At 73.1% G+C, this 13,500-nt stretch carries 9 protein-coding genes; 6 read left to right on the top strand and 3 right to left on the bottom strand.

Features of this window, described 5'->3' with window-relative positions; all coding sequences use genetic code 11:
* The first annotated feature begins 1 nt into the window (after position 1).
* On the top strand, positions 2 to 1,651 hold the full coding sequence (locus HCJ94_RS02490; RefSeq protein ID WP_240943860.1) for a SulP family inorganic anion transporter: 1,650 nt from the start codon (positions 2 to 4) through the stop codon (positions 1,649 to 1,651).
* Positions 1,652 to 1,758: 107 nt separating this feature from the next.
* Here the strand turns inward: HCJ94_RS02490 and ilvD are convergent, their stop codons facing one another.
* Entirely contained in the window at positions 1,759 to 3,606 is a 1,848-nt protein-coding gene (gene ilvD, locus HCJ94_RS02485; protein WP_167999304.1) for a dihydroxy-acid dehydratase, read from the bottom strand.
* Positions 3,607 to 3,734: 128 nt separating this feature from the next.
* Between ilvD and HCJ94_RS02480 the strand changes: the two genes are divergently transcribed.
* The 5 genes from HCJ94_RS02480 (at position 3,735) to serA (ending at position 11,672) form a co-directional block, all read left to right on the top strand.
* Positions 3,735 to 6,140, top strand: a complete 2,406-nt coding sequence (locus HCJ94_RS02480; RefSeq protein ID WP_205800571.1) for a putative bifunctional diguanylate cyclase/phosphodiesterase — start codon at positions 3,735 to 3,737, stop codon at positions 6,138 to 6,140.
* 184 nt (positions 6,141 to 6,324) lie between these two features.
* Positions 6,325 to 8,205 carry an acetolactate synthase large subunit gene (locus tag HCJ94_RS02475; protein ID WP_167999302.1) on the top strand — a complete coding sequence of 627 codons (1,881 nt, stop codon included), beginning with the start codon at positions 6,325 to 6,327 and terminating at the stop codon, positions 8,203 to 8,205.
* Positions 8,205 to 8,720: an acetolactate synthase small subunit gene (ilvN, locus tag HCJ94_RS02470; protein WP_073832451.1), complete on the top strand. Its 516-nt coding sequence runs from the start codon at positions 8,205 to 8,207 to the stop codon at positions 8,718 to 8,720. Before HCJ94_RS02475 ends, ilvN begins: the two co-directional genes overlap by 1 nt.
* Before the next feature lie 60 nt (positions 8,721 to 8,780).
* Complete coding sequence (ilvC, locus tag HCJ94_RS02465) at positions 8,781 to 9,794, top strand: ketol-acid reductoisomerase (RefSeq protein WP_167999301.1); 1,014 nt, start codon at positions 8,781 to 8,783, stop codon at positions 9,792 to 9,794.
* A gap of 279 nt (positions 9,795 to 10,073) precedes the next feature.
* Entirely contained in the window at positions 10,074 to 11,672 is a 1,599-nt protein-coding gene (serA, locus tag HCJ94_RS02460; RefSeq protein WP_167999300.1) for a phosphoglycerate dehydrogenase, read from the top strand.
* A gap of 63 nt (positions 11,673 to 11,735) precedes the next feature.
* Here serA and HCJ94_RS02455 read toward each other — a convergent pair whose 3' ends face one another.
* Together HCJ94_RS02455 and HCJ94_RS02450 are read right to left on the bottom strand one after the other, a co-directional pair.
* The gene (locus HCJ94_RS02455) at positions 11,736 to 12,092 is read right to left on the bottom strand and encodes a hypothetical protein (RefSeq protein ID WP_167999299.1); all 357 of its coding nucleotides are present in this window, start codon (positions 12,090 to 12,092) and stop codon (positions 11,736 to 11,738) included.
* A 353-nt stretch (positions 12,093 to 12,445) separates the two neighbouring features.
* Positions 12,446 to 13,291 (bottom strand): FAD:protein FMN transferase, encoded by an 846-nt coding sequence (locus HCJ94_RS02450; protein ID WP_205800522.1) that lies wholly within the window; start codon positions 13,289 to 13,291, stop codon positions 12,446 to 12,448.
* Positions 13,292 to 13,500: the final 209 nt, after the last annotated feature.

Below are 13,500 nucleotides of genomic sequence, written 5' to 3'. Positions count from 1 at the left end.
GATGCTGCCCGGCCGGGCCGACTGGGCGGCGGTCCGCCGCTCGCCCCGCCGGGACCTGATCGCCGGCCTGACCGTGGCCGTGGTCGCGTTGCCGCTGGCCCTCGCCTTCGGCGTCACCTCCGGCCTCGGCGCCGAGGCGGGGCTGGTGACGGCCGTGGTCGCCGGTGCCGTGGCGGCCGTCTTCGGCGGCTCGAACCTCCAGGTCTCCGGCCCGACCGGGGCGATGACCGTAGTGCTCGTGCCGGTCGTGCAGCGGTTCGGCGCGACCGGGGTGCTGATGGTCGGCGCGCTCGCCGGGCTCATCCTCGTCGCCCTCGCGCTGGCCCGCCTCGGCCGGTACGTCCGCTACCTGCCGACCCCGGTGATCGAGGGCTTCACCGCCGGCATCGCCGTGGTCATCGCCCTACAACAGGTGCCGGCGGCCCTTGGCGTCACCGACGCCCACGGCGACAAGGTGTGGGCGGTGGCCGCGGACGCCGTCGCCCGTTTCGTCGTCCACCCCCGTCCGGCGGCCGTCGTGATGGCGCTCGGGGTGGCGGCGCTCATGCTGCTCGGCGCCCGGTGGCGTCCCGGCCTGCCGTTCTCCCTGGTCGGCGTGGCTGCCGCGACCCTCCTCGCCGAACTCGTCCCGGTCGAGCTGGCCCGCATCGGCGAGCTGCCCCAGGGGTGGCCGGCACCGTCGTTGGACTTCCTCGACCTCGGCGCGGTCGGCGTGCTGCTGCCCAGCGCGCTGGCGGTGGCCGCGCTCGCCGCGCTGGAGAGCCTGCTGTCGGCGACGGTCGCCGACGGATTGACGGTCGGTGAGCGGCACGACCCGGACCGGGAGCTCTTCGGGCAGGGGCTGGCCAACCTGGCCGCTCCGCTCTTCGGCGGCATTCCGGCGACGGCCGCCATCGCCCGCACCGCCGTGAACGTCCGGGCGGGGGCCGCGTCGAAGCTCGCCGCGCTCACCCATGCGGTCGCGCTCGCGGTGATCGTGCTCGCCGCCGCCCCGCTCGTCGGCCGGATCCCGCTCGCCGCGCTGGCCGGGGTGCTGCTGGCCACCACCGTCCGGATGGTCGAGGCCGCGTCGCTCCGGGCGCTGCTGCGCGCCACCCGGGGCGACGCCACGGTCCTCGTGTTGACCTTCGGCGTCACCGTGATCTGGGACCTGGTGACCGCTGTCGCGGTCGGGTTGGCCGTGGCGGTCGTCCTCGCGCTGCGGGCGGTGGCGCGCAGCGCCCGGCTGGAACAGGTGCCCCTCGACCCGGGCGAGCACAGCGCTGAGGAACACGCGCTGCTCGCCGAGCACATCGTCGCGTACCGGCTGGACGGGCCGCTCTTCTTCGCCGCCGCGCACACGTTTCTGCTGGAGCTGGCCGAGGTGGCCGACGTCCGCGTGGTGATCCTGCGCATGTCCCGGGTGTCGACGATCGACGCGACCGGAGCGCAGGTGCTCGGCGACGCCATCGACCGGCTGCGGTCGCGCGGCATCGTGGTGCTGGTCTCCGGCATCACGCCGGGTCACGACCAGGTGCTCAGCGCCCTCGGCGTCGCCGACGAGCTGCGCCGTGCGGGACTGATCTTCCCGGACACCCCGGCCGCCATCGCGTACGCCCGCCGGCTGGCGCTCGCCGGAGCGGATCCGGCCACGCCACCGTCGGCCCGGTAACGCGAGACCAGGGAAGAAGGTGGCCCTTCCAGGGGCCGAGTTCCCTCAAGACCTTCCCGACGGGTCACCCGGGCAGTGCGCCGAGCCCGGCGAGGAGGCCCTTCCTGTCACTCCGGGACGCGGCGGTAGGCGCCGTCGCTGGCCGAGGTGGCCATCGAGGCGTACGCGCGCAGCGCCGCCGACACCGGGCGCTGCCGGTCGACCGGGGTGTACGGGCGGTCCCGCTTCTCCTGGGCGATCCGCCGGGCCTGGAGCACGTCGTCCGGCACGTTCAGCTCGATGGAGCGCCCCGGGATGTCGATGACGATCTCGTCGCCCTCCTCGACCAGCGCGATCAGGCCCCCGGAGGCCGCCTCCGGCGAGACATGCCCGATGGACAGCCCGGAGGTGCCGCCGGAGAACCGCCCGTCGGTGAGCAGCGCGCAGGCCCGGCCCAGCCCGCGACCCTTGAGGAACGAGGTGGGGTAGAGCATCTCCTGCATGCCCGGGCCGCCCTTCGGCCCCTCGTACCGGATCACCACCACGTCCCCGGCGACGACCTCCTTGGCGAGGATCGCCGACACCGCGTCGTCCTGCGACTCGTAGACCTTCGCCGGCCCGCGGAACGTCAGGCACTCCTCGGGCACCCCGGCGGTCTTCACCACGCAGCCGTCCGGCGCGAGGTTGCCGTGCAGGATGGCCAGCCCGCCGTCGGCGCTGTACGCGTGCTCGCGGTCCCGGACGCAGCCGCCGGCCGCGTCGGTGTCCAGCGACGACCAGCGGTTGGTGGTCGAGAACGGCTCGGTGGTACGCACCCCGCCCGGCGCCGCGTGGAACAGCTCCACCGCCTCCGGGGTCGCCGATCCGCCGCGCACGTCCCAGTCGGCGAGCCAGCGCTCCAGCGAGGGGGAGTGCACGGCGTGCACGTCCCGGTTGAGCAGGCCGGCGCGGTCCAGCTCACCGAGGATGGCCGGGATGCCGCCGGCCCGGTGCACGTCCTCCATGTGGTACTGCGGCGAGTTCGGTGCGACCTTGGCGAGGCAGGGCACCCGCCGGGAGATGGCGTCGATGTCGGCGACGGCGAAGTCCAGCTCGGCCTCCCGCGCGGCGGCGAGCAGGTGCAGGATCGTGTTGGTCGACCCGCCCATCGCCACGTCCAGCGCGACCGCGTTCTCGAAGGCCGCCCGGCCCGCGATCGACCGGGGCAGCACCGAGGCGTCGTCGCCGTCGTACCACCGCTTGGCGATCTCCACGACGGTGCGTCCGGCCTCGACGAAGAGCGACCGGCGCGCGGCGTGGGTGGCGAGGGTCGAGCCGTTGCCGGGCAGCGCCAGGCCGATGGCCTCGGTGAGGCAGTTCATCGAGTTGGCGGTGAACATGCCGGAGCAGGAGCCGCAGGTCGGGCAGGCCGAGCGTTCGATGGCCCCGAGCTGGTCCTCGGTCACGGCCTCGTTGGAGGCGGCGATCATGGCGTCGATCAGGTCGATCTTGGAGTGGACCACGCCCTCGATCGCGACCGTCTTGCCGGCCTCCATCGGGCCGCCGGAGACGAAGACGGTCGGGATGTTGAGCCGGAGCGCGGCCAGCAGCATGCCCGGCGTGATCTTGTCGCAGTTGGAGATGCAGACCAGGGCGTCCGCGCAGTGGGCGTTGACCATGTACTCCACGGCGTCGGCGATCAGCTCCCGGCTGGGCAGCGAGTAGAGCATCCCGCCGTGGCCCATCGCGATGCCGTCGTCGACCGCGATGGTGTTGAACTCGCGGCCCACCCCGCCGGCCTCGGCCACCGCGTCGGCGACGAGGCCGCCGAGGTCCTTGAGGTGTACGTGACCGGGGACGAACTGGGTGAAGCTGTTGGCGATGGCGACGATCGGCTTGCCGAAATCGTCGTCGGTCATCCCGGTGGCCCGCCACAGGGCCCGGGCGCCGGCCATCGTCCGACCGTGCGTGGAGGTCTTCGACCGCAGCTCAGGCATGCCTACCAGTCTGGCACCGCCGCCCGCGCGGCCGCCGCCCGCGCGGGACGTGTCCCAACAGATGCACACCCGGTACCCCATTACGCAGGGCGATCCGGCACAGTTGAGGCGTGCTGTCACCCCCGGGCATGCTCACCGTCGCGGTGTTGAGCGCGCTCGTCGCCGCGTCGGCCGCCGCGCTGCTGGCCGTCGGCGCGCGCCGGCGGGCGGCCGGGCACCGGTCGACGTACGTGCTGCTCGCCGCCGCTGCCGGAGTCGGGCTGGTGGCGGTGCTGGTCGGGGTGGGAGTGGCGCTGGAGGCGGCGGGCCACGCCGATCACGGGTCGACGCGGCGTACCGGCTGGGCCGAGGTCGTGGCGCTGGTCACCGCCGTCAGCGGGCTGCTCTTCGCGGCGGGGCTGCTGCGGCTGCCCGGCGTGGCGCCCACGCCCGGGGTGGCCACCCGACTGTCGCTGGACGGCCTGATCGTCGCCACCGCGCTCTGGTTCGTGGGGTGGGTGCTCTTCTCCGCGCCGACCCGGCTGCTCGGCGACGCCACCCCGATGGCCTGCGAGCCGATCCTGCTCGCCACCGTCAGCGCGGCGCTCACCGTGGGGCTGGCCACCATTCTGGTCTTCCGTGCCCCGCCCCGGCGGCACCGGCTCGCCACGCTCGCGGCCGGCGCCGTCGGCGTGACCACCGGCGGGCTGGGTATCGCCACCGGCCTGTGCCAGGCCGGCCCGGTGCTGGCGGTGGTCGGGGCGGCGGTGCTGGCCGCCGGTCTGTTGACCGTCGCGCTGGTGGTCCGCCGGCTCGACCCGCCCTGCCGGTTCGAGGTCGACGTGAACCGGCGCGACGCCGAGTACGCGGTGCTGCCGATGTTCGCGATGGCGGCCTCGGCGATGTACCACCTGCTCCAGGACGGCCGGTTCGACGCGCTGGGCATCGTTGCCGGCAGCGTGGAGGGCTTCGCGCTGGTGGCCCGGCAGTACCTGACCCTGCACGACGTCCGGAGGTACGCGGGCCGGCTGGCCGAGCGGGAGGCCCACTTCCGTGAGCTCGCGCACACCGACCCGCTGACCGGCCTGGCCAACCGGCGCGGGCTGCTACGGGCGCTGCACCGCTGCGCGGAGGCGGGCACCCCGTGCGTGCTGCTCACCCTCGATCTGGACGGCTTCAAGAACGTCAACGACATGCGGGGCCACGACGCCGGTGACGCGGTCCTCGCCGAGGTGGGCCGGCGACTGCGCGGCAACCTGCGGCCCGGCGACGTGGCGGCCCGGCTCGGCGGCGACGAGTTCGCCGTGCTGATGCCGGGCCGGCCGGCCGACGCCGACCGGGTCGGTCAGCGACTGCTCGGGTTGCTCGGAGCGGCGTACGAGCAGCCGGAGGGGGCGGTGTTCCTCTCGGTGAGCATCGGCACCGCCGGCTGGGCCGGCGAGCTCGACGTCGAGCTGCTGCTGCGCCACGCCGACCTGGCCCTGCGGTACGCCAAGCAGCGCGGCAAGAACCGGATCGAGCGGTACGACGCCGCATACGACCGGCTGCTGCGCCGGCGGACCACCCTGGAGCACGAGCTGCGCGGCGCGATCGAGCGCGGCGAGCTGCGGCTGGCGTTCCAGCCGGTCGCGTCGCTGCCGTCGGTGCGCCCGGTGGGGGCCGAGGCGCTGCTCCGCTGGCACCACCCGGAGCTGGGCAACGTGCGGCCCGACGAGTTCATCCCGCTCGCCGAGGAGTGCGGGATGATCGCCAAGCTGGGTGCCTGGGTGCTGCACGAGGCATGCCACCAGCTCTCCCGCTGGCTGGCCGACGGCCACGACGTGTGGGTGTCGGTGAACGTCTCGCCCCGGGAGCTGCACGCCCCGGAGTACGTCCTCCAGGTCGCCGAGGCGCTGCGCGCCCACCACGTCCCATCGCAGCGCCTGGTGCTGGAGGTCACCGAGCACGCGGTCGCGACCGACCTGGACGAGCTGATCCGCCGGCTGAGCGCACTGCGACGGACCGGCGTCCGGATCGCGCTGGACGACTTCGGCGCCGGGTACTCGTCGCTCGGCCAGCTGCGCCGCCTGCCGATCGACATTCTCAAGATCGACCACAGCCTCGTCGCCGAGCACGAGCCGGTCCGCCCGGTCGGTACCGACGGGCCGGCGTTCGCCCCGATGGTCGACATCGTGTTGCGCCTGGGTCACCAGCTCGGTCTGGAGGTCATCGCCGAGGGCGTCACCACCCCGACCGAGCTGGCCGCGGTGGTGGCCGCCGGCTGCCGTTTCGGGCAGGGCGCCCTCTTCGGCTGGGGGGTGCCGGCCGAGCACCTGGAAGCGATGCTGGAGGCCGCCACGTCGCCCGGCGCCCGGCCGGTCCCGACCTCGGCGCCGCCCGCTCCGCCGGCCCGTCCCACGCCTCCTCGACGCCTGCCGAGGCTCCCGGCTCCCCGCCAACCCGCCTTCGAGCAGGTCGAACAGGGTCCCGATGCCACCCGAACGGGGGATTCCGCAAGATCCGTTAACCAACATGTGGGATCAGTTGACTCATCGCGTGAGATGCGTCAGGCTTGACCGCATGTCGTCGAACTGGTCGCGTCGAGTACTTACGTGAGCGCACTCTCCCGCTGAGAGTGCGCTGGCCCCGTGCATCCTGCACGTGGGCTTTTTTGTTGCCGTCAGACCCCATCGGTGCGGGCCCCGCCCGCGTTCCACTGCCCGAGAGCCGCACCCACTCCAGCCGAAGGCCTGAACCGCCATGACGAGACCCACGCCCGAGACCCTCGCCAACTCCGCCCGGCGGGCCCGCGCGGCCGCCGAGCCGGCCCGCGACGCCGAGCCGGCCGCCCGCGCCGCGACCACCCCGACCGTCCCGGGGGTACGCACCCCCGCCCCGGCCCAGGTCTCCGGTGCCGGTTCGCTCGTGCGGTCCCTCGAAGCCCTCGGCGTCGACGTCGTCTTCGGCATCCCCGGTGGCGCGATCCTGCCGGCGTACGACCCGCTCTACGACTCCACCGTCCGGCACATCCTGGTCCGGCACGAGCAGGGCGCCGGGCACGCCGCGACCGGCTACGCGCAGGCCACCGGCCGGGTCGGCGTCTGCATCGCCACCTCCGGGCCGGGCGCGACGAACCTGGTCACGCCGATCGCCGACGCGTACATGGACTCGGTGCCGATGGTGGCGATCACCGGCCAGGTCGCGCGGCCCTCGATCGGCACGGACGCCTTCCAGGAGGCGGACATCCAGGGCATCACCCTGCCGATCACCAAGCACAACTTCCTGGTCCAGAACGCCGACGAGATCCCCCGGGTGCTCGCCGAGGCGTTCCACCTCGCCTCGACCGGCCGGCCCGGCCCGGTCCTGGTGGACATCCCCAAGGACGTCCTCCAGGCGCCGACGACGTTCGCCTGGCCGCCGACGCTCGACCTGCCCGGCTACCGGCCGACGCTGCACCCGCACGGCAAGCAGATCCGCGAGGCGGCCCGGCTCATGGCCGTCGCCCGGCGGCCGGTGCTGTACGTCGGCGGCGGCGTGCTCAAGGCCGGCGCCACCGAGGGGCTGCGCAAGCTCGCCGAGCTGACCGGCATCCCGGTGGTCACCACGCTGATGGCGCTCGGCGCGTTCCCCGACTCGCACCCGCAGCACCTCGGCATGCCCGGCATGCACGGCACCGTGGCGGCGGTCTACGGCTTCCAGAAGGCGGATCTGATCGTCGCGCTCGGCGCGCGGTTCGACGACCGGGTCACCGGCCGGCTGGACTCGTTCGCCCCGGACGCGACCGTCGTGCACGCCGACATCGACCCGGCCGAGATCGGCAAGAACCGCCACGCGGACGTGCCGATCGTGGGCGACGCCAAGCACGTCATCGACGAGCTGATCGGCGCGGTCACCACCGAGCAGGCGGGCGGGCACCGTCCCGACCTCGCCGACTGGTGGACCCAGCTCGACGACCTGCGCAAGCGCTACCCGCTGGGGTACGAGGAGCCGGCCGACGGCACCCTGTCCCCGCAGTACGTCATCAAGCGGCTCGGCGAGATCGCCGGCCCGGACGCCATCTACGTCGCCGGTGTCGGCCAGCACCAGATGTGGGCGTCCCAGTTCATCTCGTACGAGAAGCCGTACACGTGGTTGAACTCCGGCGGTCTCGGCACGATGGGGTACGCGGTGCCGGCGGCCATGGGCGCCAAGGTCGGCAAGCCGGACACGGTGGTCTGGGGGATCGACGGCGACGGCTGCTTCCAGATGACCAACCAGGAGCTGGCGACCTGCGCGCTGGAGGGCATCCCGGTCAAGATCGCCGTCATCAACAACGGCAACCTCGGCATGGTGCGCCAGTGGCAGACCCTGTTCTACGGGGAGCGCTACTCCAACACGGACCTGGGCACGCACAAGCACCGCATCCCGGACTTCGTGAAGCTCGCCGAGGCGCTGGGCTGCATCGGCCTGCGCTGCGAGACGGCCGAGGACGTCGACAAGACGATCGAGGCCGCGATGGCCATCAACGACGCCCCGGTGGTCATCGACTTCGTGGTCGGCAAGGACGCGATGGTGTGGCCGATGGTCGCCGCCGGCACCAGCAACGACGAGATCATGTTCGCCCGCGGCGTCCGCCCGGCCTTCGACGAGGATGACATCTGATGACCATGCACACGCTGAGCGTCCTGGTGGAGAACAAGCCCGGCGTCCTGGCCCGGGTGTCCGGGCTGTTCTCCCGGCGTGGCTTCAACATCGACAGCCTCGCCGTCGGCGAGACCGAGAACCCGGACGTCTCCCGCATCACCATCGTGGTCAACGCCGAGTCGTCCCCGCTGGAGCAGGTCACCAAGCAGCTCAACAAGCTGGTGAACGTACTCAAGATCGTTGAGCTGGACCCGCAGGTGTCCGTCGCCCGCGAACTGCTGCTGGTCAAGGTTCGCGCGGACCGCAACGCGCGGGGTCAGGTGCTGGAGACGGTCAACCTGTTCCGCGCCCGGGTGGTCGACGTCGCGCCGGACACGCTGACCATCGAGGCGACCGGCACCCCCGACAAGCTGGACGCGCTGCTGCGCGACCTCGAACCGTTCGGCATCAAGGAGATGGTCCAGTCCGGCACGGTGGCGATCGGGCGCGGCTCGCGCTCCATCACCGCCGGTCCGGCGCTCCGGGCCGCCTGATCCTCCACACCGCTTCAGACCACGACGGGCCGCCCGGGCCGCCGTACGAAAGGGAATTCCATGAGCGTTGAGGTGTACTACGACGACGATGCCGACCTGGGCCTGATCCAGGGCCGCAAGGTCGCGGTGATCGGCTACGGCAGCCAGGGCCACGCCCACGCGCTGTCGCTGCGGGACTCCGGCGTCGACGTGGTGATCGGCCTGCAGGAGGGCTCGAAGAGCCGGGCCAAGGCCGAGGAGCAGGGCCTGCGGGTGGTCACGCCCGCGGAGGCGGCGGCCGAGGCCGACGTGATCATGATTCTCGCCCCGGACACGGCGCAGCGCCGCCTCTACGCCGAGTCGATCGCGCCGAACCTGAGCGCGGGCAAGGCGATCTTCTTCGGCCATGGCTTCAACATCCGCTACGGCCTGATCACCCCGCCGGCCGACGTGGACGTGGCGATGGTGGCCCCCAAGGGCCCGGGCCACCTGGTCCGGCGCCAGTACGTCGACGGCAAGGGCGTGCCCTGCCTGGTCGCCGTCGAGCAGGACGCCAGCGGCGGCGCGCTCGCGCTGGCCCTGTCGTACGCGAAGGGCATCGGCGGCACCCGGGCGGGCGCCATCCGGACCTCCTTCAAGGAGGAGACGGAGACCGACCTGTTCGGTGAGCAGGCGGTGCTCTGCGGTGGCGCGGCCGCGCTGGTGCAGACCGGCTTCGAGGTGCTCACCGAGGCCGGGTACGCGCCCGAGGTGGCGTACTTCGAGTGCCTGCACGAGCTGAAGCTCATCGTCGACCTCATGTACGAGGGCGGCATCGCGAAGATGCGGTACAGCATCTCCGACACCGCCGAGTACGGCGACCTCTCCCGCGGCCCGCGCGTCATCGACGCCCGGGTCAAGGAGGAGATGCGCAAGATCCTGGGCGAGATCCAGTCCGGCGAGTTCGCCCGCGAGTGGGTGGCCGAGGACGAGGCCGGCCGGCCGAACTTCAGCAAGTGGCAGGCCGAGGGCGCGGCGCACCCGATCGAGGAGACCGGCCGCAAGCTGCGCGGCATGATGAGCTGGGTGGACCGGCCGATCACCGAGACCGCCTGACCCGGAAGCGTTCCACCGTGCGGCACCCGGGCCCGCGCTCTCCCCGGCGCGGTGCCCGGGTGCCGTCGTGTCCTGCCCCCGAACGATCGTTAATCTGCACGTCATGTGCCGTTTGTGAGGGCACTCACCCCGGTGTCCGGGGTGAGTGGCACGACCGGCCCCCTACGATCCCAGTAGGTGCGTAGCCGGCACCTGACGGCCATGGGCCCGGACCAGGGCGGGGCGCAACGTCGCCTCCCGCCGACCGGCCGACCGCTCTGACGACATCTACGAGGACCAATGAATCCTGTCGTACTGATCGCCGAAGAACTCGCTCCCGCCGCCATCGAGGTGCTCGCCCACGACTTCGACGTCCGTCACGTGGACGGCACCGACCGACCGGCCCTGCTCTCGGCGCTCTCCGAGGCCGACGCCGTCATCGTCCGCAGTGCGACCCAGATTGACGCCGAGGCGATCGCCGCCGCGCCGCGCCTGAAGGTCGTCGCCCGGGCCGGCGTCGGCCTGGACAACGTCGAGGTGCCGGCCGCCACCGCGCGGGGCGTCATGGTCGTCAACGCCCCCACCTCCAACATCGTCTCCGCCGCCGAGCAGGCCGTCGCGCTGCTGCTTGCGGTCGCCCGCAACACCGCCAGCGCCAGCGCCGCGCTGAAGGCGGGGGAGTGGAAGCGGTCGAAGTACACCGGCGTGGAGATCCAGGGCAAGACCGTCGGCGTGGTCGGCCTCGGCCGCATCGGCGTGCTCTTCGCGCAGCGGATCGCCGCGTTCGGCACCCGGCTGATCGCGTACGACCCGTACATCCAGCCGGCCCGGGCGGCCCAGCTCGGCGTCCGCCTCGTCGGCCTCGAGGAGCTGCTGCGGGAGAGCGACTTCATCTCGATCCACCTGCCGAAGACGCCCGAGACCGTCGGCCTGATCGGGGAGAAGGAGCTGGCGATCGTCAAGCCCGGCGTGCGGATCGTCAACGCCGCACGGGGTGGCCTGGTCGACGAGCAGGCCCTCGCGGACGCCATCGCCGAGGGCCGGGTCGCCGGCGCCGGCGTCGACGTGTACGCCAAGGAGCCCTGCACCTCCTCGCCGCTGTTCGCGTTCGACAACGTGGTCGCCACCCCGCACCTGGGCGCGTCCACCGCCGAGGCGCAGGACAAGGCCGGCCTGGCCGTCGCCAGGAGCGTCAAGCTGGCCCTCCAGGGCGAGTTCGTGCCGGACGCGGTGAACGTGCAGGCCGGCGGCGTGGTCGCCGAGGACGTCCGGCCGCTGCTGCCGCTGGCGGAGAAGCTCGGCCGGGCCTTCACGGCGGTCGCCGGCGGGGTGGCCGCCAGCGTGACCGTCGAGGTCCGCGGCGAGATCGTCAGCCACGACGTCTCGGTGCTCAAGCTCGCCGCCACCAAGGGGCTGTTCAGCTCGGTGGTCGAGGAGCAGGTCACCTACGTCAACGCGCCGCACCTCGCGGCCGAGCGGGGCGTCGAGGTCTCCCTCACGACCCAGGCCGAGACCGTCGACCACCCGGTGCTGGTCACGATCCGCGGCGCCCTGCCCGACGGCCGTACGGTCAGCGTCTCCGGCACCGTCACCACCGCCGGCACCCGCGACATCATCAAGCTGACCGAGGTGGACGGCTTCGACGTCGAGATCGGTGCGGAGGGCATCCTCGTCTTCCTCCGCTACGTCGACCGGCCCGGCGTGGTCGGCACCGTCGGCACCCTGCTCGGTGAGGCCGGCATCAACATCGCCGCCATGCAGGTGGCCCGCCGGGAGGCCGGTGGCGAGACGCTGATGACGCTCACCGTCGACCAGGCGCTCGGCGCCGACCTGCTCACCTCGGCGGCCGACTCGATCGGCGCGACCGCGGCCAGCGCCGCGGACCTGCGCGACGAGTGACCTGAGCGCACGACGCGGAGGGGCCCGGCACGCACCGGGCCCCTCCGCCGCCTCCGCGGGGCGTCAGGTGGTGACGCGGGTGGGCGGTGGGTAGACCGAGCCGTCCTGGGCGTCGAAGAGCATCAGTCCGTACTCGCCGGCCAGCCGCTCGATGTCCAGCAGCACCTGGTCCTCGCAGGTCGGGTGCAGGTTCAGTTCGACGTGGTCACCGGCCGCGTGCAGCGGCGCCACCGCCCACGGCGTGTCCCCGCCGGCCGGACGGTCCGGGTACGCGGTGGTGATCGACCGGTAGAAGGCGACGACCCGGGGATCGGGTTGGCGGTCGGTGTGCTGGCCCTGCCGGCACCGTTGCACCGCCGCTCGTACGTCCTCGGGCGTCGCCCCGTCCGGCAGGGCCCACACGCTGAGATCGAAACTCACGGCGGACAGCGTGCCATCCGTCGTTCACCGTGTCGAAATTGCCCCGCCGCAGGCCCGTCGCATTCTTGTCGGGAGGGTCCGTGGTGGAGACTCTTGCGTCGAGTTGCGTCGATTCGCTAGCGTACCCGTGCGGTCACTGGCCGAGCGCGTGACGTGGGCCCGTCTTCGGGTGGCGAGGTCGACGTCCGGGCCCGCCCGGCCCGCACCCCTCGATTGCGCGAGCCACGCGCACTCGTCGCTGACCGGCCCTCACGGTCGTTGCCGAGACCGTGGGGGCCGATCGCGTACCGGCTGCCGAGGGGCCACTCGCCGAGCTTCCGTCCGTCCGCCGGCGCCCCCGGGAACAACTTCCGTCAGCGGCGGTGGGCGAAGAGCGCGCGGTAGTCGGATCCGTCGCGGAACCAGGCCAGGCCGGCGGGGCCGGCGGCGTAGAGCGCGGTGGCGTAGGCGTCGGCGACGGCCAGGTCCGGCCCGATGACGGTGGCGGAGACCAGGTGGTCGGCCGGCTCGCCGGTGTGCGGGTCCACGACGTGTCCCTGTCGCCCGGTCACGCCGGACGTGCCGACCGCGCCGGCGGTCATCTCCAGCACGAGCGGGGCGCGCCGCCGGTCCGTGGGGTGGTGCACCGCCACCCGCCAGGGGCCGCCGTGCGGCGCGTGGCCGCGTACGACGAGGTCGGCGCCCGTGAGCACGGCGTAGTCGTGGACGCCCGTGGCGCGCAACCGGGCCGCCGCCTGCTCGACCGCCCACCCGCCGAGCAGGCCGCCCGGGTCGAAGCCGCCGGGGACGGCCCACGCGTCGAACCAGCCGTCGGTGGCGGCCCGCATCGCGGCGCAGCGGTCCACCAGGTCGGCGAGTGGCGGGTACGACTCCGCGCTGATCTCGCCCCGGCGCAGTCGGGAGACCAGGCTCTCCGGCCGCGTCGGCCCGTAGGTGAGGTCGATCGCGCGCAGCTCCGCCACCGCGTCGCGCAGCGCCTCGCCGACGCCCCGGCGGCCGAGCCGCTCGGGCGCGTTGAGCAGCAGCGTGTACTCGGCGGTGGCGGTGCGGACCGTGTGCTGGACGGCGATGCGGTCTTCGGTCGCCGTGCCTCCGTCGACGCGGTGGTGCAGGGCGCCGAGGCGCAGGTCCGGGCGCGGGTGGGGCTGGAAGACCGACGTGTCGACCCACCGGGTGCGTGGCTGCTCGTCGATCCTCATAATCACCGTGCCTCCTCGGCCGACGGCTCCGCCCCGTCGCGGCGCCGGTCGCGAGCCCCCGTGACCCGCTGGTCATCAGGCTAGGCAGCCGAGATGACCGCACCATGAATGTCACCTGGAAGCCTTCTGTGCATCCTGGTTTCCCGAATGCTGGAAGATTTGTACCGGGAGGCGGGACGGCGGCGTACCGTCGGTGCGACGGTGGAGCG

Source organism: Micromonospora thermarum (assembly GCF_012034245.1).
Lineage (GTDB): Bacteria > Actinomycetota > Actinomycetes > Mycobacteriales > Micromonosporaceae > Micromonospora > Micromonospora thermarum.
The sequence above is the reverse complement of the archived record's forward strand: the minus strand, read 5'-3'. Positions and strand labels throughout refer to the sequence as shown.